At 73.6% G+C, this 21715-nt stretch carries 22 protein-coding genes and 1 pseudogene; 10 read left to right on the top strand and 13 right to left on the bottom strand.

Translation table 11 applies throughout. From position 1 onward, the window contains the following. Positions 1 to 195 precede the first annotated feature (195 nt). On the top strand, positions 196 to 495 hold the full coding sequence (locus ACGFRF_RS20690) for a chaplin (RefSeq protein WP_393741897.1): 300 nt from the start codon (positions 196 to 198) through the stop codon (positions 493 to 495). Positions 496 to 559: 64 nt separating this feature from the next. Here the strand turns inward: ACGFRF_RS20690 and ACGFRF_RS20685 are convergent, their stop codons facing one another. The 8 genes and pseudogenes from ACGFRF_RS20685 to ACGFRF_RS20650 form a co-directional block, all read right to left on the bottom strand. Further along, positions 560 to 1426 carry a tyrosinase family protein gene (locus ACGFRF_RS20685; RefSeq protein ID WP_393741895.1) on the bottom strand — a complete coding sequence of 289 codons (867 nt, stop codon included), beginning with the start codon at positions 1424 to 1426 and terminating at the stop codon, positions 560 to 562. Continuing rightward, a complete protein-coding gene (locus ACGFRF_RS20680; protein WP_393742134.1) occupies positions 1410 to 1904 on the bottom strand; it encodes a tyrosinase family oxidase copper chaperone in 495 nt (164 codons plus the stop codon). Before ACGFRF_RS20680 ends, ACGFRF_RS20685 begins: the two co-directional genes overlap by 17 nt. A gap of 263 nt (positions 1905 to 2167) precedes the next feature. Further along, the gene (locus ACGFRF_RS20675; RefSeq protein WP_393741893.1) at positions 2168 to 2680 is read right to left on the bottom strand and encodes a hypothetical protein; all 513 of its coding nucleotides are present in this window, start codon (positions 2678 to 2680) and stop codon (positions 2168 to 2170) included. 120 nt (positions 2681 to 2800) lie between these two features. After that, a pseudogene (locus ACGFRF_RS20670) lies at positions 2801 to 3123 on the bottom strand (vitamin K epoxide reductase family protein); the annotation flags it as partial. Further along, a complete protein-coding gene (locus ACGFRF_RS20665; protein WP_393741891.1) occupies positions 3120 to 3623 on the bottom strand; it encodes a DUF5949 family protein in 504 nt (167 codons plus the stop codon). The pseudogene ACGFRF_RS20670 and the gene ACGFRF_RS20665, both read right to left, overlap by 4 nt. 155 nt (positions 3624 to 3778) lie before the next feature. Continuing rightward, positions 3779 to 4066, bottom strand: a complete 288-nt coding sequence (locus ACGFRF_RS20660) for a hypothetical protein (RefSeq protein WP_393741889.1) — start codon at positions 4064 to 4066, stop codon at positions 3779 to 3781. Between the two features lie 132 nt (positions 4067 to 4198). Then, entirely contained in the window at positions 4199 to 5128 is a 930-nt protein-coding gene (locus ACGFRF_RS20655; protein ID WP_393741887.1) for a hypothetical protein, read from the bottom strand. Positions 5129 to 5298: 170 nt separating this feature from the next. Then, entirely contained in the window at positions 5299 to 5538 is a 240-nt protein-coding gene (locus ACGFRF_RS20650) for a chaplin (RefSeq protein ID WP_393741885.1), read from the bottom strand. 294 nt (positions 5539 to 5832) lie between these two features. Here ACGFRF_RS20650 and ACGFRF_RS20645 point away from each other — a divergent pair, with 294 nt between their 5' ends. Genes ACGFRF_RS20645 through ACGFRF_RS20610 form a run of 8 tightly spaced genes read left to right on the top strand, consistent with a single transcriptional unit; the run spans position 5833 to position 15596 of the window. After that, entirely contained in the window at positions 5833 to 7089 is a 1257-nt protein-coding gene (locus ACGFRF_RS20645; RefSeq protein ID WP_393741883.1) for a glycosyltransferase, read from the top strand. Then, positions 7086 to 8507 (top strand): exopolysaccharide biosynthesis polyprenyl glycosylphosphotransferase, encoded by a 1422-nt coding sequence (locus ACGFRF_RS20640; protein ID WP_393741881.1) that lies wholly within the window; start codon positions 7086 to 7088, stop codon positions 8505 to 8507. Before ACGFRF_RS20645 ends, ACGFRF_RS20640 begins: the two co-directional genes overlap by 4 nt. Before the next feature lie 3 nt (positions 8508 to 8510). After that, positions 8511 to 9872, top strand: a complete 1362-nt coding sequence (locus ACGFRF_RS20635; protein ID WP_393741879.1) for an O-antigen ligase family protein — start codon at positions 8511 to 8513, stop codon at positions 9870 to 9872. Further along, positions 9869 to 11920 carry a murein biosynthesis integral membrane protein MurJ gene (gene murJ / locus ACGFRF_RS20630; protein WP_393741877.1) on the top strand — a complete coding sequence of 684 codons (2052 nt, stop codon included), beginning with the start codon at positions 9869 to 9871 and terminating at the stop codon, positions 11918 to 11920. The genes ACGFRF_RS20635 and murJ overlap by 4 nt, the downstream gene beginning before the upstream one ends. Positions 11921 to 11972: 52 nt before the next feature. Continuing rightward, positions 11973 to 12665, top strand: coding sequence for a polysaccharide deacetylase family protein (locus ACGFRF_RS20625; RefSeq protein ID WP_393741875.1), 693 nt, complete (start codon positions 11973 to 11975; stop codon positions 12663 to 12665). Next, positions 12662 to 13819, top strand: a complete 1158-nt coding sequence (locus ACGFRF_RS20620) for a glycosyltransferase (protein ID WP_393741873.1) — start codon at positions 12662 to 12664, stop codon at positions 13817 to 13819. The genes ACGFRF_RS20625 and ACGFRF_RS20620 overlap by 4 nt, the downstream gene beginning before the upstream one ends. Then, the gene (locus ACGFRF_RS20615) at positions 13816 to 14472 is read left to right on the top strand and encodes a lipopolysaccharide biosynthesis protein (protein WP_393741871.1); all 657 of its coding nucleotides are present in this window, start codon (positions 13816 to 13818) and stop codon (positions 14470 to 14472) included. The genes ACGFRF_RS20620 and ACGFRF_RS20615 overlap by 4 nt, the downstream gene beginning before the upstream one ends. Continuing rightward, positions 14469 to 15596, top strand: a complete 1128-nt coding sequence (locus ACGFRF_RS20610) for a GNAT family N-acetyltransferase (protein ID WP_393741869.1) — start codon at positions 14469 to 14471, stop codon at positions 15594 to 15596. Before ACGFRF_RS20615 ends, ACGFRF_RS20610 begins: the two co-directional genes overlap by 4 nt. Here ACGFRF_RS20610 and ACGFRF_RS20605 read toward each other — a convergent pair. The 4 genes from ACGFRF_RS20605 to ACGFRF_RS20590 all read right to left on the bottom strand — a co-directional run bounded on the left by ACGFRF_RS20605 (position 15593) and on the right by ACGFRF_RS20590 (position 19007). Continuing rightward, the gene (locus tag ACGFRF_RS20605; protein WP_393741867.1) at positions 15593 to 16789 is read right to left on the bottom strand and encodes a glycoside hydrolase family 26 protein; all 1197 of its coding nucleotides are present in this window, start codon (positions 16787 to 16789) and stop codon (positions 15593 to 15595) included. The two genes, ACGFRF_RS20610 and ACGFRF_RS20605, sit on opposite strands and share 4 nt — an antisense overlap. A 378-nt stretch (positions 16790 to 17167) precedes the next feature. After that, positions 17168 to 18031 carry a chaplin family protein gene (locus tag ACGFRF_RS20600; RefSeq protein ID WP_393741865.1) on the bottom strand — a complete coding sequence of 288 codons (864 nt, stop codon included), beginning with the start codon at positions 18029 to 18031 and terminating at the stop codon, positions 17168 to 17170. 113 nt (positions 18032 to 18144) lie between these two features. After that, positions 18145 to 18372, bottom strand: a complete 228-nt coding sequence (locus ACGFRF_RS20595; RefSeq protein ID WP_393741863.1) for a chaplin — start codon at positions 18370 to 18372, stop codon at positions 18145 to 18147. A gap of 236 nt (positions 18373 to 18608) precedes the next feature. Beyond that, positions 18609 to 19007, bottom strand: a complete 399-nt coding sequence (locus tag ACGFRF_RS20590) for a rodlin (protein ID WP_393741861.1) — start codon at positions 19005 to 19007, stop codon at positions 18609 to 18611. Positions 19008 to 19254: 247 nt separating this feature from the next. Between ACGFRF_RS20590 and ACGFRF_RS20585 the strand changes: the two genes are divergently transcribed. After that, entirely contained in the window at positions 19255 to 19653 is a 399-nt protein-coding gene (locus ACGFRF_RS20585; RefSeq protein WP_393741859.1) for a rodlin, read from the top strand. Between the two features lie 51 nt (positions 19654 to 19704). Here the strand turns inward: ACGFRF_RS20585 and ACGFRF_RS20580 are convergent, their stop codons facing one another. Beyond that, complete coding sequence (locus ACGFRF_RS20580) at positions 19705 to 21624, bottom strand: AMP-dependent synthetase/ligase (RefSeq protein WP_393741857.1); 1920 nt, start codon at positions 21622 to 21624, stop codon at positions 19705 to 19707. Between the last annotated feature and the right edge of the window lie 91 nt (positions 21625 to 21715).

Here is a 21715-nt window from a genome sequence, read left to right as displayed (position 1 = left end):
AGCCCTGTCCCCTCCCGCCCACGAGCCTGCGTACCCGGGCGTCTCCCACCGTCGGCTCAGCCGTCCTCGGCTCGGCCGCCGTAAAAGGGTGATCCCCGGCTGATCACCGTGACCACGCCCGCACGGCACCGTTGAACGGGAAGTGCGGCGGCTGGCCTGCCGCTGCGTCTTTCCGAGCAACAAAAGGAGAACGTGATGTCTCGCATCGCGAAGGCAGCCGCCGTCGCTCTCGGCACCGGTGCCGTGGTGATCAGTGGAGCCGGACTGGCCGCGGCCGGCTCGGGCGCCGCGGGTGGAGCCGTCGACTCGCCCGGCGTGGTGTCCGGCAACCTGGCTCAGGTTCCGCTGCACGTTCCGGTCAACGTGTGCGGGAACACGGTCGACATCGTCGGCCTGCTGAACCCCGCCTTCGGCAACTCCTGCCTCGACACCAGCAAGCACAACGACACCCCCGGCAACCCGGGTCCGGGTGAGGACGGCGGCTACGGCGGCTGAACCGGCCGCACGGACAGGGAAGGGCCCCGGCACTCCGAGCGCCGGGGCCCTTCCCGTTGCCTGCTCACGCGTACCGGTAGATCCGGCTCACATCGTCCAGCCGGTCCGGTGTCTCGTCCCACGGTGGAAGCTTCTGGTGCCGGGCCACGACCCGCTCGTGCTGCTTGTCGGCGGCACCGGGCGGCTCGGCGGGCAGGTAGCGGTGGTTGCGGTGGGCGCGCTGCCAGCGGGACCACTGCAGGTCGAGGAAGGCGTGGTGCAGCCAGAACACCGGGTCGTTGACCGAGGCGCCGCCGACCATCGCGCCGCCGACCCAGCGGTGCACCCGGTTGTGGTTGCGCAACGAGGCGCTGCCACTGCCGCTTCCCCAGCCCTCCAGCTTGTTGCGGAAGCCCTTGCGGACGGTCGAGTCCCAGGGCCACGCGTCATAGACGGGGTCGTCCAGCGCCCACTGCAGCTCGCTCCTGGTGGGCAGTTGGAGGGGGGCGGCGGAGCGGCCCAGGTCCCGGGTGAGGAACCTGCCGTCCGTGATGCCCTCCTTGATGGTCCAGCGGCCCGCGGCGTAGGCGAACGGACCGGTCATCACCTGCCGGTCGGAGCGCCGCCCGTTGCCGCCGAGCAGATCCTTCGTCCAGGGCACGGAGGTCGTCCTACGGTCCCGGGTCCAGTCCCAGTACGGCACTGTCACCGAGGAGTCGACGCGGCGCAGTGCCCGCTCCAGTTCCAGCAGGAACCTGCGGTGCCAGGGCAGGAAGGAGGGGGCCATGTGGGCGGTGCGCAGGCTGTCCTCGCCGTCGGCGGTGTAGAACTCGATGTGCATGCGTACGAACTCGTCGTACTCGCCGCGCCGTTTCAGCTCCAGCAGCGCGTTGACGAACCGCCGCCGCTCGCCCGCGGTGAGCGTGCGCACGTTCTTACGCACGTACACCATGCTGTCCCCCCGTGTGCGTGTGGCCGCCGGCGTGTTGGCCGCCGACCGGGCCCGGCGCCAGGTCGCGCAGCCGCTGGCCGGGGCCGATCTGGTCCACGGCCGCCCGCGCCGCCTCCAGCGGGGTCGGGTACGACGTGTAGTGGTCGGCCATGCTCAGCCAGGTACCGTCGGCCCGGCGCATCAGGTGCAGCGGGCGGCCGTCGATGGTGATCTGCCAGTCGCCGCCGACCGTCCTGCGTCCCCCGACCGGCAGCAGGACCCCCTGGATACGGCGGCCCCGGTAGGTCTCCCCGAAGGAGCCGCCGTCGGTACCCCCGGCCGGGGGCACGGGCCGCGACGCGGCGACGACCGGGGCCAGCGCCAGGGCCGCGGCGGAGGCCAGCAGCCCCCGCGCCACCTCCCTGCGCGACGGTCTGCCCCCCGCCGCTGTGACCTGTTGTTCCTTGCCCACTGCCACTCTGCCGCCATCGACGACCATCGCGCACTCCTCATCCGGGTTCCAGATCATCTCCGTATCGGTAACCCGTGAAGGGCGGGCGGAGTCACCACCAGGGGGCCATCCGGTGGGTACGGCGGCCGACGGCGGCCGACGCAACCCGACGAAGACGCCGGCCGACGCAAGACGCGGGCACTGGCGGAAGACGCCCGCCGACGGAAGAGGCAGGCACAGACGGAGGCGCAGGGCTACGGAAAGCGCAGGCCGCCTCAGTGCGCGGCGGCACGCGTCGGAGGTCCGCGGGCCTACAGGCCCGGGCCCGTGGCCACGTTCGCGTCGGCGACGGTCTGGAAGGTGGGCGCGAGGACGCCGGCCTGGGGGAGCTTGGTGCTCGGCAGGCCGAAGGCACCCGGGTTCGGCGCGGTCAGCGGGGCGTCCACGGACAGGCCGGGGGCGAGGGCGCGCAGGTCGGAGGCGGGCGCGTCGACGCCGACGTGGTCGAAGCCTTCGTCGACGACGTGGGGCAGCGGGGTCCTGGCGTCCACGCCGGGCAGACCACCGGTCACCGGAAGCTGCGGGAGGGTCCGCTCCGGGAGCAGTCGGCCCGAGACGTACCGCGGCCCCTCGGGGGCGCCCGACTTCGGCAGCGGCAGCTGCGCGCCGAGGTGGGGCATCTCCATGTCGAGGGCCTGGGAGACGCCGCCCAGGGGCACGGAGACGGGGACCGTGCCGGCCGCCGCGGCGGGGCCGGCGGCCCCCACGGTGGCCGCGATGCCCGTGGCGACGGCGGCAAGGGTTCCCAGGGTGGTCGACTTCATGTCAGGTGCGGTCCTTTTCAACATGCGGGAGGTTCGACGTCCGTACCGCGTAACGAGCCGGAAAACGGCATCAGTTCGCAATTCCCCCGGGTGCCGTAATAGTCGGCTCGTCCGAAAGTCCCACCATCCCGGCGCGTTGATCCGGTACAGCGACTCGCACTGCAGCCAGGAGACGAAGCCGACCCCGGACAGGCGGCCGGCCGCGTAGAGCAGCCAGTACCAGCCGGGGAAGCGGGCACCGGCGAGCAGGCTCACGCCCACGCAGACGACCACGCTGCCGCAGGACACCACCGGGTTCAGGCTGCACCCGGGCACGAAGGCGGGGTCCTCGAGCAGCTTGAACTCGTCGAGGGTGATGACCCAGGTGGCGGGCGGGCCGGCCGCCCCGTGAGCACGAGCGGCACGGCGCAGGCGCGGCCGGTGCCCGCGTGCCGGCGCGTCAGGCGCGCAGGCTGCGGGCGGGCAGGAAGACGTGTGCGGCGGCGTTCGTGGTCTCCGGGGCGCCCGCGAACGCGGCCAGCTCCTTCCCGTCGACCGGCCGGCGCGGACCGGTCGAGGGACAGATGCGCGTGGTGAACATGAAGTAGGTGTAGCCGAGCTTCTCGACCGCCCTCAGCCAGTCCGCCGGCGGGGTGACCTGACTGGTGACCTGCGGCATCTGCAGGACGATCTGCCCGGCCACGACGAGCATGCTGACCTTCAGGCTTGGCCGGGTGGTGCCGTCGACGGGCTCGCCGCCGATGGGCAGGCCGAGGTCGTCGATCAACCGCTCGACGGCGGCGGACGAGGCCTCCGGGCCGTCCGGGCCGTCGCCGAGGGAGCAGGCGAGCAGACAGGGCGTCCTGCCGTCGCCCTGCTCGTTCCTGGCGAGCCAGGCGAGCAGGACGAGCGTGCCGAGGTCGGCGGCGCGGAAGGGACGGATTGCGCTGGATGCTGAGGTCACCGCGCGACCATATCGACGGGCCCCGGCGCGCCCCGGTGGCTTCTCACCCTTCCGGAGCAGCGCCCCGGGACGCTCCACACGTTCGAGGGATGTCGTCCCGGACACGGCGAGGGCCGGTGCCGCGGGTGCGGTACCGGCCCGGGCGGGGACGGGCGTCAGCTGTGCAGGGGCCGACCGCCGAGCAGCTGCCGCTGGTTGAGGGAATCGGTGGCGTCCTTGAAGGTGCTCAGCACGGAATCCTTGTTCTCGGTGTCGAGCGCGTCCGACTGATGCTGCAGCGGCATCAGGTCCTTCACGGTGGGGGGGTTCTCGGCGAGCGTGTCGAGGGCGCCGTTGAGGCTCATGGGCGGCAGGTTGGTGGCGTTGTGGGCGAACGCGGGCGCGGCGGCGCCGACCAGTGCCACGGAACCGGCGACGACGACGGCGGCCTTCAGGGACTTCATCGTGTTCCTTTCTTCGGCGACTCACGTCACCCCAGGGAATTCCGGCGCCGTGCCCAACGAGTTCCGGCCGGGCCGGAAACCCCGTGGCGACAAGACATATGAGATCCCGTACGGGATCTCATATGTTCCGCGTCAGGAGGCCGACAGCGACGGCTCCGAAGGCAGGCTCAGCGACGGCAGGGGGGCCAGCGAGGGAGCGGCGGAAGTGACGCCGCCGAGGGCCGAGTCGATGAGGCCCAGGAGGTCGTCCACCACGCCGGTGGCCGAGGAGAGCACCTGGTCGATGCTGGAGGTGATGGCGTCGACCAGCTTGTCGATCGCGGCGTCCAGCGCGGAGAGCAGGTCGTCGACGGCGTCGCGGGCCGCGGGCTGCTGGCCGTCGTCAGCGTCCTTCGGTGCGGCGAGGAGGGCCGCAGCGGCGGCCGCGGACTGCGACGGACTGGCCGCCACGTCCGGCATCGCGACCACGCTCGGCGTGGCGGGTGCTGCCGATGCCGTGGGGGTGGCGGACGCCGTGGGGGTGGCGGACGCCGTGGGGGCGGCGGGCGTCGTGGGGGCGGCGGGCGTCGTGGGGGCGGCGGGCGTCGTGGGGGCGGCGGGCGTCGTGGGGGCGGCGGGCGTCGTGGGGGTCGCCGGGACGGTGGGTGCCGCGGGACTGGCGGGAGCCGTCGGTGCCGTGGGGGCGGCGGGCGCCGTGGGTGTCGCGGGGGCGGTGGGTGCGTTCGGCGCCGTCGGCGTGGCCAGGGGGGCCGGGTCCGCCGCGGCCCTGGCGACGGCCTGCTTCGCCGCCTCGCCGAGCCTTCTGGCCTCATCGGCGGGGAGCTTGCCCTGCGTCAGGGACCGGTCGAGCAGGTCGATGACCTCAGGGGGGACGGAGCCGGTGGTGCCCAGGGCCCTGACCTGGGCCAGCAGTTTCTCGGCACCGGGGACGGCGACCTGGGAGGCGGCACGGGCGCGTTCCCGCGCCGAGTCGGCGGCGACGACGGCGGGGCCGGTGATGCCGACCAGGACGGCGGCGCAGAGGACGGTGGAGGCGAGACGCCGCGGCGGCAGACCACGCATGGTGTTCCTTTCGGTGGACATCGGGACCTGAGCCCACCGTCGGTTCATCGATCGCACACCGCAACCGCTCGAATACCACGCGTGATCCATCCGAGGGAGCGAAAACCGGCCGTCCGCCCCGCGAGGGATTCGCGGGGCGGACGGCCGGTCCGAAGGGGTGCGTCCCGACGTCAGTCGCTGACGCAGGTGTTGCCGAACGCCGGGTTCAGCAGGGCGATGGCGTCCACGGTGTTGCCGCAGAGGTTGATCGGCACGTGAACCGGGACCTGGATGGCGTTGCCCGACACCACGCCCGGAGAGTCGGCGGCAAGGCCGTGCGAGCCGGAGTCGGCGGAAGCCACGCCGGCACCGCCGGCGACGGCCGCGACGGCGGCGGAGGTCAGGACCAGGCCCTTCGCGATACGCGACATGGAGAGGTGCTCCTTGGGATCGACACAACATCCGGGCGGACACCCGGCGCTGTGTCAACGCGTGGCACCCTGTGGAGTTGTGCGGCCAATGGGGTGATGTGCCCTCGGCCAGGACCGCTACGTGTTCGATCCTGGCACGGCTCTGCGGCGCGGTGGTGACCAGCAGGGCTCCCGGCTCGTTTCCCATCGGGAAGGGGCGTGCGCCGGTGCGCTCTTCGTCGTCGTGGACGTCCGGCAGTAAGACGCGTTCCCGACCGCAGTCCCGAGCGCCCCCGTGAGCGAGGAAACCCGCGCATGCACCAGTCAGCACCCGACCCTCGGCCGCGGGTCCTGCACCTCGCGCAACCCGTGGACGGCGGTGTCGCCCGGGTCGTACTGGACCTGGCGCGGGCCCAGCTCGCGGCGGGTCTGCACGTCACGGTGGCCTGCCCCGGCGGTGAACTGGCCGCGGGGCTACGGGCCCTGGGCGTCGAGGTACGGCACTGGCAGGCCGGCCGGTCCCCGGGTCGGGGGCTGCCGGGCGAGTTACGGCGACTCGTACGCCTGATCGACGAGGTGCGGCCCGAACTGGTGCACGCGCACAGCGCCAAGGCGGGCCTGGTCGGCCGGCTCGCCGTCCGCCGGCGCGTGCCGACCGTGTTCCAGCCGCACGCCTGGTCGTTCGAAGCGGTCGGCGGGCTCACCGGGGCCCTCGCGCTGCGTTGGGAGCGGTGGGGGGCGCGCTGGGCCGACCGCGTGGTGTGCGTCAGCGAGGCAGAGCGTGCGACCGGCATGCGTGCCGGAGTACGCGCTCCCTGCACCGTCATCCCCAACGGCGTCGACCTCGACCGCTTCTGCCCGGAGCCGACGGCCCCCACCACCGCGTCCGCCCCGCTGCACGCCCCTCCACCCGTCACCTCGCCCACCCCACCCTCCGACCCGCTCTCCGGCATCTCGTCCGCCCCCGCCCGTGCCGCTGTCCTGCCGGGGCTCGATCCCGCGGCCCCCCTTGTGGTCTGCGTCGGACGGCTGTGCCGGCAGAAGGGGCAGGATGTGTTGCTGGCGGCCTGGGAGGACGTGCTGGGTGCGGTGCCGGAGGCCCGGCTGGTGCTGGTCGGCGACGGACCCGACGGCGCGGCCCTGCGCCGACGGGCCCACCCCTCCGTGCGGTTCACCGGTGCGGTCGCCGACGCGGTGCCCTGGTACCGGGCCGCCGACCTGGTGGTGCTGCCCTCGCGGTGGGAGGGCATGGCGCTCGCCCCGCTGGAGGCGCTGGCCTGCGGGCGGGCCGTCGTACTCACCGACGTCGACGGCGCCCGCGAGAGCCTGCCGCCCGGCCTCGCCGCACGCTGCCTGGTCCCGCCCGACGACCCCGCGGCACTGGCCCGGACGGTCGCCGGGCTGCTGTCCGACCCCCCGCTGCGCGCGGCGCTCGGTGCCCAGGGGCGGCGGCACGTCCTGTCCACGCACGACGTGCGGCACACCGCCGAACGGGTCGCGGCGCTCTACCGCGAACTCCTCGGCGCCCGGCCGCTCGTGCCCTCCGAGCACAGGGAGTCCCTCCACTCGTGACTGCGGAAAGTACCGTCCCCTCCCCCGGCGCGCAGCCATGGGACCACGGATGCGCACCCGTCTCGGTCCTGCCGCCCCGGACCGCCGGCAGCTTCCGGTTCCCGCAGCGGCGCCGGCCCGCGCGGTCCGCCTCGCCGCTGCCGCTGCTCGCCGTCGACCTGCTCGCCGCACTGGTGGGCGCGGTCGCAGCGGACGAGGCGACCCGCCGCCCGCTGCTGGTCGCCTCCTTGGTGTCCGGCGCGCTGCTGCTGCGCCCGCGCTCCGTCCGGCCGGTACCCGGGGTGCTCGACGAACTGCCCGTGGTGACCGGCCGGATCGCGGTGGCCTGGCTGGGCGTCGCCGCCCTGCTCGCCGCCCACGACCCCGAGCGCGCCCTGTCCGCCCGGATCCTGCTGCTCGGCTGGGCTCTGCACGCGGCGGCGGCCTGCGCGGGCCGGGGCGCGGTGCACTGGCGGCGCCGGGCGGCCCTGCTGCGTCGGCCGCACACCGCGCTGGTGATCGGGCCCGCCGCGACCGCGCAGCGGGTGGCCGCCGCGCTGCTGCGGCACCCGCGCTGCGGGGTGCGGCCCGTCGGCGTCGTGACGGAACTCCCGGATGCCAGCGGTGGGTTGCCGGTGCTCGCCGGCGGCGAGGAGGTGGAGCGGGCGCTCATCCAGAACGGGGTGCGGGTCGTGCTCACCGTCGATCCGGCCGTGCGCGGTGAGCAGGGGCCGCTGCTGCGGGCCCTCGTCGAGGGGGGCTGCACGGTGTGGGAGGTCGACGCGGACTCCCCGGCGTACGAGATGCGCGACCAGCTCGCCGGGTTCGCCGTGCGCCGGCTGAACCTGGGCGCACGGCGGCGGGTGGGCACCGGCAAGCGGCTGCTGGACGTGGTGGTGTCCGGGACGCTGCTGGTGCTGCTCAGCCCGGTGCTGCTGGTGTGCGCGGTCGTCCTGCGGCTCACCGACGGACCCGGCGTGGTCTTCCGGCAGGAACGCATCGGAAAGGAGGGCCGGCCCTTCACGCTGCTGAAGTTCCGCACCCACCGCCCGGTCGACGAGCAGGAGGCGGCCACCCGGTGGAGCGTGGCCGGCGAGCGGAGGATGCGCCCCTTCTGCCGCTTCCTCCGGCAGACCTCGCTGGACGAGTTGCTGCAGCTGTGGAACGTCTTCCGGGGTGACATGAGCCTGGTCGGCCCGCGCCCCGAACGCCCGTACTTCGTCGCCCGGTTCAGCCAGGCCCACCCCGGTTACGCGGCCCGCCACCGCATGCAGACCGGCATCACCGGGCTCGCCCAGATCAACGGGCTGCGCGGAGACACCTCCATCGAGGACCGGGCGCGGTTCGACAACGCCTACATCGACAACTGGTCGCTGTGGCAGGACATCTGCATCCTGCTGCGCACCGCGGCCGCGCTCGTACGCTCGACGGGGAGCTGACCGATGGCCCTGGCCCTGCCGCTGCGCCGTCCGCCGCGCCTGTCCCCGGTGCTGCCCGTGCCGGCCGTGGTCGCGCTGCTCGCACTGCCGGTCCCGCCCGGCGGCGAGGGCGGTGCCGGCCCCGCCGACGCGCTGTCCGCGCTGGTCGTCGGCTACTGCGCCGTACGCCTGCTGCGCGAGCGCCGGAGACCGCTCAGCCGGACCGCCGCCCTGGTGCTCGGCCTGCCGGTGGCCGGATTGTCGCTCGCCGCGATGAACGCGGTCTCACCCGGCGCCGGGATCACCGGACTCGGCCGCTATCTCCAGGTCTTCGTGCTGGTCCCCGCCGCCGTCGTGCTCCTCGTCCGCGGCCGGTCCGACTTCCGGCTGCTGGCCTGGTCGATCGTGGCCCTGGCGGGGTGGCAGGGCGGGATCGGCGTGCACCAGTACCTCACCGGGACCGGTGCGTCGTACCAGGGCGAGGACGTCCGCGCGGTCGGCACGTTCGGGGCGACGGACGTGATGGGCATGGCGACGGTGGTGTCCTTCGGGCTGGTGTGCTCGGTGGGCCTGGCGCTGGGCCGCTCGGCGGTGCGGGACCGTGTGATCGCCGCCGGCTGCGCCCTCGCGCTGCTCCTGCCCCTCGCCCTGTCCTTCAGCCGGGGCGCCTGGATCGCCACCGCCGTCACCGTCACCGTCCAGCTGGTGCTGGCCGGGGCGCGCCGGGCGCTGACGGTCGGCGCGGTCGTGGTGGCCGCGTGCGTGGTCCTGGTGGGTGGGCTGGGGGTGGGTACGGCGATGCTGCAGGAGCGGATCGACAGCATCACCCGGGTCACCGACGCGCCCGACCAGTCGGTCACCGACCGGTACACGATGTGGGCGGCGGCCGCCGACATGTGGCGCGGGCACCTGCTGACCGGAGTGGGGCTGAAGGGCTTTCCCGAGTATCGCGACGGACACGCCTCGCTCGCGCTGTCCTCCGGCAGCGACACCGAGGGGGCGGGCTCCGCGTTCCGCAGGCAGCCGCTGCTCTCCCCGCACAACATGTATCTGCTGGTCCTCGGTGAACAGGGCCTGACCGGGCTGCTGTGCCTCGCGGGCGGCTGGCTGGCGCTGCTGGTGTGCGCCCTGCGCGGCCTGTGCCGGGCCCGGGCGGCCGGCGGCCGGGGCCTGGAGTGCGCGCTGGTCGGCTGCGGGCTGCTGGTCTGGCAGCTCGTGGACTTCGTGTACGCCGACATCGGGGGTCCCTCCACCGTGCTGACGGCGGTGTGCTTCGGGCTGGTCGCCTGGTGGGCTCTGGTGGGTGCCGACCAGGTCGCCTCCGGCGGGAGCACCGCCGTACCGAGCGAGCCGGGAGCGGTGGCGGGGGAGGCGGCCCTCCGATGACGGCACCCCGCACCTCCCACGGTCCGGCCGGTACGACACCGGAGGCGGTCGAGATCACCAGCCCCACGACCGGCGAGGCACCGGACCCGAACACCGACCCGCCCCCCGCCCCGGCACCGGGCGCGGTGCGTGAACCACCGACCACCACCATCGCCTCCGGCACCGGCACCGGCACCGGCATCGCGAACGACACCAGCACCAGCACCAGCCAAGCCGCCCTGCCCGCCACCCGCTTCACCGACGCCGGCAGAACCACCTCGTCAGGGCACCGGCCCCCCGACACCACGGGAATCGCCGTGCCCACGACCCACCCCACCGACACCGCCCTGCCCACGGCCCGCCCCACCGACACCGCCCTGCCCACGGCCCGCCCCACCATCCCCGACGAAGCCACCCCACCCCCACACCACGCCCCCATCCCCCACGCGGAACCCGGCGGGGAGGGCGCCGCCGGGCGGGCTGTCGGTTTCGGTCACGTTCCGCCGACGCGTCGGTTTCTTGCCAGGGCCGCGCTGCTCACCGCCTCTCTCTCGGTCGCGTCGGCGGTGCTGGGGCTGGTGCGGGACCAGTCGCTGGCGCGGTTGTTCGGGGCGGGGCGGGACACCGACGCCTTCCTGGTCGCCTGGACCGTGCCGGAGTTCGCGGCCACCCTGCTGATCGAGGAAGGGCTGGCCTTCGCGTTGATCCCGGCGTTCAGCGCGGCCCTGGCCCGCCGCGCCCAGGGCGCCCCCGGGGACCCGGTCCGCTCGCTGGTCGCCGGCACCCTGCCCCGGCTGGCGCTGGCGTTCGCGGCGGTGGGCGCGCTGCTGACGCTGGCGGCACCGCAGTTCGTCGCCGCGCTGGCGCCGGGCCTGCCCGATCCGGGCCTCGCCGCGGACTGCACCCGGCTCACCGCGAGCTGTGTGCTCAGCTTCGGCCTCGCCGGGTACTGCAGCGCGGCCCTCAGGGCCCACCGGCGCTTTCTCGCGCCGGCCGCGATCTACCTCGCCTACAACCTCGGCATCATCACGGCGATGTACGCCCTCGGCGGCCACTGGGGGGTGCGGGCGGCCGCGTTCGGGGTCGCGGCGGGCGGCTGCCTGATGACGCTGATCCAGCTTCCCTCGCTGGTAAGGGAGTTGCGCCATCGCCCCAGCGGGTCGCCCGTGGCGCCGGGAGCCGTGGGCGAGGCGCGGCCGATGGACGTACCGCTGCTGGCCACCGTGCTGCTGTTCGCGCTGTGCCGGCAGTCGCAGGTGCTCATCGAGCGGTTTCTCGCCGCCGGCCTGCCCGCCGGGGCCATCTCGCACCTGAACTACGCCCAGAAGGTCGCGCAGATCCCGATGACCATGTCGATGATGCTGTGCACGGTCACCTTCCCGGTGGTGGCGCGGGCGCTGGCCGAGGGCGATACCGAGCGGGCCCGGGCCCGGGTGGAGCGGGATCTGGCGGTGGCCGCCGGGTTGGTGCTGTTCGGCACGGCCGCGGTCGTGTCCTGCGCCCCGCAGCTGATCGGCCTGTTGTTCGAGCGGGGGGCGTTCACGCCCGAGGACACCGCGGCCACCGCCGACGTGATGCGTGTCTACGCGCTCGGGCTGCTCGGCCAGACGCTGACCGGTGTCCTGGTCCGCTCCTACTTCTCGGCGGGCCGCGCCACCTGGTACCCCGTCGCCGCGATGGCCGCGGGGATCGTGGCGACCTGCTGCGCCGGCGCCTGGACCGTCGGCCCCTGGGGCGTCACGGGGATCGCCGCCGCCAACGCCGCCGGCATCACCGTCACCGCCGTCCTGCTGCTCGCCGGCATGGGGCACCGCAGTGTGCCCGTCCGCACCCGGCACGTGCTGCACGAGCTGAGCCGGCCGTTCGGGGCGGCGGTGGCCGCCGCCCTGGCCGGCGGCTTCGTCGGGGGCCTGCCGGCCACACCGCTCGCCGGGCTGACGGCCGGGGGCGTCACCGTCACCGTCGTGTTCGTCCTGGCCGGCCGGGCCCCGGGCGCCCAGGGCTTCGCATCCGCACTCCGTTCCGTACGCACCCGCACCCGAAAGCTCGCTCATGCCCTCCTCCGTTGAGACCACCGCGCCTTCCCGGCCGGCCAGAACCGGACCGGTCCCGTGGATCGCCATGTACCACTCGGTCGGTGACCGCTCCGACGACCCGTACCGCGTCACGGTCACCGCCGAGCGGCTGGACCGGCAGCTGCGCTGGTTGCGCCGGCGAGGGCTGCGCGGGGTGTCGGTGGCCGAACTGCTCGCCGCCCGCGCCAGGGGCGGGGGCCGGGACCTGGTCGCCCTCACCTTCGACGACGGCTACGCCGACTTCCTGGAGCACGCCCTGCCGGTGCTCGCCCGCCTGGAGTGCACGGCCACCCTGTTCGTGCTGCCCGGCCGGCTCGGCGGCGACAACGCCTGGGACCCGCTGGGCCCGCGCAAGCCGTTGCTGACCGCCGAGGGCATCCGGCGCGCCGCCGACGCCGGCATGGAGATCGGTTCCCACGGCCTCACCCACGTCGACCTCACGCGGGCCGACGACGCCCTCCTCACGGCCGAGACCGCCGGGAGCCGCGCCCTGCTGGAGGAGGTGACCGGCGCCCCGGTCACCGGCTTCTGCTATCCGTACGGCACGGTCGACCGGCGCGCCGTGGACGCCGTACGGAAGGCCGGGTACGGCTACGCCTGCGCCATCGACCCCGGCGAGCTGAACGGCCCGCACGTCCTGCCGCGTCTGCACATCGGGCAGAACGACACCGCCGTACGGCTGTTCCTCAAGTACCGGCTGCACCGGTTGCGCCGGCGGCCGGTCGAGGGGCTGCGGTGAAAGCCCTGCACATCATCACCGGGCTCGGGGTCGGGGGTGCCGAGCAGCAACTGCGGCTGCTGCTGCGCCATCTGCCGGTGCCGTGTGACGTGGTGACGCTGACCGACCCCGGGCCGGTGGCCGACGGACTGGCGGCGGACGGGGTGCGGGTGGTGCACCTGGGCATGACCGGCAACCGCGACCTGACCGCGCTGCCCCGGCTGACCCGGCTCGTCCGCCGCGGCCGCTACGACCTCGTGCACACGCACCTGTACCGGGCCTGCCTGTACGGCCGGATCGCCGCCAGGCTGGCCGGGGTGCGCGCGGTCGTCGCCACCGAACACTCCCTCGGCGACTCGCAGATGGAGGGCCGGCCGCTCACGGCGGGGGTGCGCGGCCTGTACCTCCTGGGGGAACGGCTGGGCCGGTCCACCGTCGCCGTCTCCCCCACGGTCGCCGAGCGGCTCTCCCGCTGGGGTGTCCCCGGGCCGCGCATCACGGTCGTGCCCAACGGCATCGACCTGGCACGGTTCGCCTTCGACCCCGTGGCCAGGCGCCGCACCCGCGACCGGCTCGGGCTGCCCGCCGACGCGTTCGTCGTCGGCGGCATCGGGCGTCTCGCCCCCGGCAAACGCTTCGACGTCCTGATCCACGCCCTCGCCCGGCTGCCGGCCGACTGCCGGCTGCTGCTGGTCGGCGGGGGCGCGCAGGAGAGCGCCCTGCGGCGGGCGGCGCGAGAGGCGGGGGTCGCCGACCGGGTGTTGTTCACCGGTGAGCGGCCGTACGTCCCCGACGGCTCGCCCGGCCCGGACCTGCCCGCGCTCACCTCGGCGATGGACGTGCTCGCCGCGCCCTCCCCCGAGGAGGCGTTCGGTCTCGCGGTCGTGGAGGCGCTCGCGGCCGGCCTGCCGGTGCGTTACACGTCCTGCCCGGCCCTGCAGGACCTGCCGCCGAAGGCCGCGCCGGACGCGGTGCGCGTCCCGTGCCGGGCCGATGCCTACGCCCGCGCGCTCGCCGAGGTCCGGGCCGCCGGACCCGGCCCGCGCACCGCCGCCGAGGCGGCCCGCCACTACTGCATCACCCGCAGCGCCGCCCGGCTCATGGACGTCTACGCGGCGGCGCTCGCCCCGACGTCCCCCCACGTTCCGATCCAGCAGGGAGCAACCCCGTCATGACCGACCACCGCACCCGGCGATCCCGCACCTCACGCCTCTCCCGTCTCCGCGCGCTGCCGCCCTGGTCGCTGGTGGCGGCCGGTGTCCTCGCGGGCGGGCTGCTCGGCGGCGCGTACGGTGCGCTGAGGACGCCGACGTACACGGCGACCAGCTATGTCATCGCCGTACCCACCGAGAAGTCCGACACCGCCACCGCGCTGGGCTTCGCACAGGCCTACGGGCGCATCGCCACCCAGCTCGCGGTGCTCGGCGACGCCCAGGTGTGGGCCGGGGTGCCGGTGGACACCCTGCGCGACAGCGTGCGCGCCGCGACCTCGCCGGACGCCCCGATGGTCGCCGTCTCCGCCACCTCCGCCCGCCCGGCGCGGGCCGCGGAGATGGCCAACGCGGTCGCCCGCGCGCTCACCCAGCACGCCAACGGCGCCAAGGCCGCCACGCACGTCGAACTCCTGCAGTTCTCCCGGGCGGTGCAGCCGACCGAGCCGGCCTCCGCCTCCGCCGAGGTGACCGGTCCGGTCGGGGCGAGCGCGGGCGGGCTGCTCGGCGGTCTCGCGCTGCTGGTGCGGCCGAAGCGCCGGCCGGAGGAGGAGACCGCGCGCCCGGCCTCGGTGCCCGGCCCGGCCCGCTCCGCCGACACGCACGGCCGACTGTGACGGCGACGTACCCGGCGCGCACCGCACTGTCCGCCCTCACCACCGAATGCGTCACCGACGAGGCCGCCTTCGCCGAGCTGGCCCCGGCCTGGGGACGGCTGTACGAGCGGTGCGCCGCCGCGACCCCGTTCCAGAGCCACGCCTGGCTGCACTCGTGGTGGCTGTCGTACGGCAGGCGTGGCCGGCTCAGGGTGCTGCTGGTGCGCTCCGGCGGCGAACTGGTGGCCGCCGCGCCGCTGATGCTGGTTCACCGGCTGCTGCCCAGACTGGTCCCGCTCGGCGGGGCGGTCTCCGACTACGCGGACGTGCTGCTGGACGACGGCGACGACGGGCGCGCGGCCGGCGCGCTCACCGAGGCGCTGGCGGACGCGGCCCGCACGGCGCTGATCGACTTCCGCGAGGTGCGGCCGGGCGGTGCGCTGGAGCGGGTCTACGACCGCTGGCGCGGCCCGCGCCGCGCGATCCGTGACTCCCCGTGCCTGGAGCTGCCGGCCGTGCCCATGCGGGAGCTGGTGGCCCGGCTGCCCTCGGGCAAGGCCCAGCGGGTCCGGGCCAAGCTGCGCAAGCTGGCCGCGCTCGGCGTGCGGCGCAGGACAGTGGGACCCGAGGAGGTGGACGGGGCGCTCGTCCGGCTGCTGGAGCTGCACCGGCTGCAGTGGCAGGGGCGGAAGGTGACGTCCGAGCATCTCCGGCCCCGGTTCCACGCCCACCTGGCGCGCGCGGTCGGTCCGATGGTGCGCTCCGGGAACGCGGTGGTCACCGAGTTCCGGATCGACGGCGAGGTGGTGGCCGTCGACCTGACCCTGCTGTCGCACGGCCTGGCCGGCGGCTACCTCTACGGCGCCCATCCGGGCCTGCGGGAACGCAGGGCCGACGTGGCGGTGATGCTGCTGGACGCCTGTACCGACAACGTCATGCACCTGGGCGAGCGCGGCACGCTGAGCCTGCTGCGCGGCGACGAGCCGTACAAACTCCACTGGCGTCCCGACCGGGTCGTCAACCAGCGGCTGCTGCTGGCCCGGCGGCGCACGGCCCCGCTGCTGACGGCCGTGCTGTGCGACGCGGCCGCCCGGCAGCGGGGCAAGGAGGTGCTGCGCCGGTGGCGGGAACGTGGCCAGGACTAGTGGCTGCGCGACCACCAGTCGAGCCGGAGGCAGAGCTTTCCGTCGAGCCAGTACTCGGTCCAGTCGCCCACGTCCAGCGGTGAGCAGCCGGCCGGGGGCTGTTCCGGGGTGGGGGTCGGTGTCGGGGTGGGTGTGGGTGTGGTGGGCACCGGGGCCGGGTCTTCGGTGCGGCCGTACAGGGCCGTCCGGTAGAGCTGGGACGACCGGGGGTTCTCGGTGCACTGCCACACACCGTGCGGGCAGTAGTCGGTGAGCGTGTTGTACAGCGGTTCGTGCTCGTCGAACCAGGCGAGCATGCGCTGCATGTACGCCGCGTTGTCACCGTTGCGGAAGAGACCCCACTCCGGATACGAGATGGGCTTGCCGTGGGATTCGGCGAAGTCCACCTGCTGCTGGAGTCCGTACGGCTCTCTCACCTGTTCGTCGAACGACAGTCCCGTCGGCTGGTCGTAGGCATCCATGCCGATGATGTCGACCGTGTCGTCCCCGGGGTAGCACTCGGTCCAGGGCACGGCGTCCCGGCCGCGGCTCGGCGTGAAATCGAACCGGAACCTCTGCCCCGGCACCGACCGCATGGTGGTGACGATCCGGTTCCAGTACGTCTTCCAGGCCTGCGGGTCCGGTCCGCAGCGATGGGTGTAGGTGACGCCGTTCATCTCCCAGCCGAGCACGATCACGGTGTCCGGCACCTTCAGCCGCACCAGCCGCTCGGCGAGCACCTTGAAGTGGTGGTCGAACGCGCCGGCCGCGGCCTGCCCCAGCAGCGACCGCACCTCGGCGTCGGAGACGTTCTCCTCGTTGCGCTCCTGCATCGGCACGTTGAGGACGAGCATCCGGTCGGCCTTCTGGAGTCGCCAGTGGGCCCATGCGTCCAGGAAGCCGGGCGGTCCCTCGATGTCCTCCCAGCGGCCTCCGGGCAGATAGGTGTGGGCGACCCTCAGCTCGGTCCCGCCCAGCCATCTGCTCAGTTCGGCCATGCGGGCCACGCCGAGCGGTCCGGAGTCGAGGAAGGCACCGAAGGGCGGGGCGGTCCCGGTGGACGTCCCGGTCGTCGGTGCGGGAGCGGGGGGCTCGGCGATCCGCACCACCCCTGCCGCGCGTCCGGGACCGGCCGCCAGGGCGGCCGACACCGCGACCGCCGCCGCGACCATGGCCAGCCGGCGGAAACGAGCCCGTCGCTGCTGTGGAGCCATGTCTGCTCCTCTCCTCACTCGCCGGCACGCTCGCTGCGCTCTTCCGGTTATTGACACACAGTCATATCCATATGAGTTCCGTGCGCAGGGTTACGGCGTTCAGGGGGCCCGAACCCCCGCACGGGCGAACGGACGAGAAGGAGAGAAGGCGAGCGGTTGCCGATGGTACGACCTGCTGGTGGTGGGCGCGGGCCCGTACGGTCCCGCCTGTCCCGAGCTGCGCGCGCTGCCGGCGACGGGCGCCGACGGGGCGCCGGAGGTGGGGAGGGGGTTCGAGTCCTCGTGCCCCGGCCTGTTCCCGGCCGGCCGGCGGATCCGGGGTGGTGGTACGCGCTGGGGCCGTTGGGTGCCGGGCGCTCGGGTCCGGCACCCGGCACGCTACCGACGGGTGGCGGCCCGGCCGCGGCGGTACAGGATCGTCCCGGCCGCGATCAGCGCGGCACTGGCGGCCGAGGTCGCGAGCATGGCCCGTGCCTCACCACCGGTGTGCGGAAGGGTGGGCGGCTGCCCCGGGTGGTGTTCACCACCACCGTAGGGCGGCGGGGTCGACTCCTCCCCACCGTAGGGCGGCGGGGTCGACTCCTCCCCACCGTAGGGCGGCGGGGTCGTCTCGTCCTCACCGTAGGGCGGCGGGGTCGACTCGTCCTCACCGTAGGGCGGCGGGGTCGACTCGTCCGTACCGTAAGGCGGCTGAGTCGACTCGCTCCCGCCGTAGGGCGGCGGAGTGGTCTTTTCCCCACCGTAGGACGACGGAGTCGCCTCGCTCCCACCGTGAGGCGGCGGGGTCGTCTCCTCGCCACCGTACGGCGGCGAACTCGTCTCGCTCCCGCCGTACGGCGACGGCGTGTGGTGGTCCTCGCCACCGGACGGAGGCGATGTGTGGTCGTCGCCGGGGCTGCTGGAGCCGGGGTGGCTGCCGGGACCACCCTGGCCGGAGTCGTCGTCGGAGTCGTCGTGCGCGGCAGGGTGCCTGCTGCCGGCTCCGTCTCCCTTCGAACCGCTGTGGCCGGAACAGGAGTTGCCGACCGCCGCGTTCGAAGCGGCGGCGGCGTCCCCGGAGTTGCCGCACGTGTTGATCGGCACGTGGACCGGCGCCTGGACGTTGTTGCCGGACAGCGCGCCGGGTGAGCCGTGGGTGACGCCGTGCGCGTCCGTGTCGGCAAGCGCGGAGCTTCCGTACAAGGACAGCATGCTGGTCGCGGCGGCGGCCACGACCATGCCCTTGCTGAGGGTCTGTCGCACTCTCGTTGTCTTCCTGCTCGAAGAAGTGGGAAGGCCGGCCCCGGAACGAAGAATCAGGTTCCCCGATCCGAGGCCGGCCAGGACAGCCGTGGGCTGGTGCGCTGTACTCCGCCTCAGCGGTTGGCGCAGTAGTTGGCGAGGGCCGGGTTCAGCAGGCCGATGATGTCGACCGTGTTGCCGCAGGCGTGGATCGACGCGTGGACCGGCACCTGGATGACGTTGCCCGACAGGACGCCCGCCGAGTTGGCGGCGCCGACCCCGGCCCCGGAGTCGGCGAAGGCGGGCCCGGCCAGACCCAGGGCCAGGATGGCCCCCGCGGCGACTGCGACGCTCTTCTTCATGAATCTTCCCTTCTCTGGGGTCATGCCCCGATGACGGCCAGAACCGTGCGAACACGACGTGGACGGTCGTGGCACGGAAGGAGGAATAGACATAATGGGAGTCACTCGAACGCGATCCGAGTAACAATCACTCGATCGCATCGCTCTCACGCGTTTCACCCTCGCCGGAATATGCATGAAAAAGCCCGGGCAATCCGCCGTCAATTCAGCGGATGGCCCGGGCCGGACCGAACGGTTCAGCCTTCGGTGTCGGCCGAGAGAACCGACAGGTCCTCCAGGACGTGCGAGAGCGCACCGTCCCGCTTGGCGTTCGCGGAGTTGTCGGAGCACTGCTGCTGCAGGTGGTCCGAGAGGATCGGGATGTCCTGGATCGTGCCGCCGATGGCCGCGTCGACGGCGACATCGGTGTCCTGAACACCGAGGCACGGCTTGTTGAGCGAACCCTGCACCAGGGAGAGCTGCGGGCTCATGCTGCCCTTCGTCGCCGAGTTGCCGAACGACTGCGCGGCGCCGTTACCGTTCGCGACGGTCGGTCCGTCGTCGTTGCCGACGGCAAGCGCCTGCGGCGCGGCGGCCACCGCCATTCCCACGACAGAAGCGGCGGCGGCCGCGGCGACCATTGCCTTCTTGAGCACTTCGCGTTCCTTTCCTCGTAACGACGCATGCCCTACGGCCTCATCAACTCGGCGTATCGGCGTTGGTTCCGCTGATTCACTCGGTTGGAGTGTGCGCGCCCGGGCGATGACGAGCAGCCGCCCATCGTAAAAACACACCACCAGTCCGCACCATCGACCGACGGAGTGAACGGGAGAAACTCCGCGGAGGCCTCGGAGTTGACCAGAACGCTCCGGCGAACGGGGTTTTCTCAGAAAGGACTGGCCAGTGATCAAGAAGATTGTCGCCACCGCGGCCGTGGCCGCTTCCGCAATGGGCGCTGCCACCGCTGCGGCGCCTGCGGCGCTGGCGAGCGGAAACGACAGCGGGCCGACCGCCGCGAACGGCAACGGTGCGTGGCAGAGCTACGGCAACTCCGCCACGTACGGGAAAATGAGCCCGCAGATCGCCCTGATCCAGGGCTCTTTCAACAAGCCGTGCATCGCGCTGACCGACATTCCCGTCGGCGTCGGCGCCCTCGCCGGCGTCAATGTCCAGGACATCCCGGTTCTCTCGGACCACATGCAGCAGCAGTGCACCGAGAACTCCTCGAACGTCAAGCGCGACGGCGCGCTGGCGCATGTGCTGGAGGACGTGTCGGTCCTGTCCGCGGACAGCGACCGCTGATCCAGCGGCCGAAGCGGGTCGCCGTGCGGTTCGGCGGCCCGCTTCGGCGTGTCAGCGGCGGTACAGCGCCTCGATATGCTCCGCGTACGCGGCCGTCACCGCGTGCCGCTTGACCTTGAGGGACGGGGTCAGCAGCCCGTTCTCCTCGGTGAACTCCCCCTCGACGAGCGCGAAGGCCCGGATGGATTCGGCGCGGGAGACGGCCTCGTTGGCGTAGTCCACCGCCTTCTGCACCTCGGCCCGCAACCGTTCGTCGCCGACCAGTTCGGAGACCGGGGTGTCCGGCGGCAGCTTGCGGACCGCCAGCCAGTGCGCGAGCGCCTCCGGGTCGAGGGTGATCAGGGCGGCGACGAAGGGCCGGTTGTCGCCGACGACCACGCACTGGCCGACGGGCGACCGGCTGCGCAGCCGGTCCTCCAGGACAGCCGGAGAGACGTTCTTGCCGCCGGAGGTGACGAGGATGTCCTTCTTGCGGCCCGTGATGGTGAGGTAGCCGTCCTGGTCCAGGCGGCCGAGGTCGCCGGTGGCGAACCAGTCGTCGGCGAGTACGGCGTCGGTGGCGGCCGGGTTGTTCCAGTACGCGCCGAAGACCACCCCGCCCTTGATCAGCACCTCGCCGTCGTCGGCGATGCGTACGGCCACCCCGGGGACGGGCAGGCCGACGGTGCCGGGGCGGGGGCCGAGCGGGGGCACGATGGTGGCGGCGGCGGTGGTCTCGGTCAGGCCGTAGCCCTCGTAGACGACGATCCCGGCCGCGTGGAAGAAGAGGTTGAGGTTGCGGTCCAGCGGGGAGCCGCCGCTGATGGCGTACCGCATGCGGCCGCCCAGCTCGCCCCGGATGCGCCGGTAGACCAGCAGGTCGTACAGGGCCCAGGCGGCGTACAGGCCGGGACCCGGGCCCTTGCCGGTGCCGAGGAACCCGCGCAGGTAGGCCTCGGCGAAGCGGACGGCGACCCGCTCGGCGCGGTCGAACGAGGCGGCACGGCCCATCTTCTCGGCGGTGGCGCGCCCGGTGTCGTGGATCTTCTCGAAGAGGTACGGCACCCCGACCAGGAAAGTGGGCCGGAACTCCTTGAGGGCGGGCCGCAGTTCGTCGGGCCTGACGCTCGGGAAGTGGCCCGTCTCGATGCGGGCCAGCAGGCAGGCGAGCTGCAGGGTGCGGCCGAGGATGTGGGCGAGCGGCAGGAAGAGCAGGGTCGAGGCCTGCCGACCGGTGACGGCCTGGAGGACCGGGTGCAGCAGCTCGACGGTGTTGGCGGCCTCGGCGTGCAGGTTGGCGTGGGTGAGGACGCAGCCCTTGGGGCGGCCCGTGGTGCCGGAGGTGTAGCAGACCGTGGCGACGGTGTCGGGGGTCAGCGCCGCGCGCCGCTTGCCGAGTTCCTCGTCGGGCACGTCACGGCCGAGGGTGGCGAGTTCGGCGAGGGCGTTCGCGTCCAGTCGCCACAGGCGTGGGGGGTGGGCGTGGCCGGCCGTGCCGGTGGTGACCGTGGCCGCGTTCTCGGTGGTCTCGGTGACGGCGAACCGGGCGCCGGAGTCGCGGACGATCCACTCCACCTGCTCGGCGGAGGAGGTGGGGTAGACCGGCACGGTCTGGCCGCCGGCCGCCCAGATCGCGAAGTCCAGGACCGTCCACTCGTAGCGGGTGCGGGACATGACGGCGACCCGGCCGCCCGGTTCCAGGCCGGCGGCCACCAGTCCCTTGGCGACGGCGGTGACATCGGCGGCGAAGGCGGCCGCGGTGACCGGGCGCCAGGCGCCCTGCTCGCGGCGGCGCAGGAGCACCGCGTCCGGGGTCTCGGTCGCGTGCGTGAACGGCAGGTCGGCCATGGAGCCGGTGGTGAGCGGGGGTGCCAGAGGTGCGGCGCGGACCTCGCGCACGGTGCCCGTCGCGTCCCTGACCAGCTCCACCGAGCCGCGGGCCGCCAGATCGGTGCGCTGCCGTGCCCGTTTCAGATCCCTGCGTACGCCCATGACGGCTCCCGGTCGCGGCTCGTGCCCTGCCGAAGGTCCTTACCGGTGCGTCAACTTACTCGCAAGTAAGAAAAGGTCAATGGGGCGCGTG

It is taken from the genome of Streptomyces sp. NPDC048521 (genome assembly GCF_043199855.1).
GTDB lineage: Bacteria > Actinomycetota > Actinomycetes > Streptomycetales > Streptomycetaceae > Streptomyces.
This window is presented reverse-complemented; position numbering and strand designations above follow the sequence as displayed.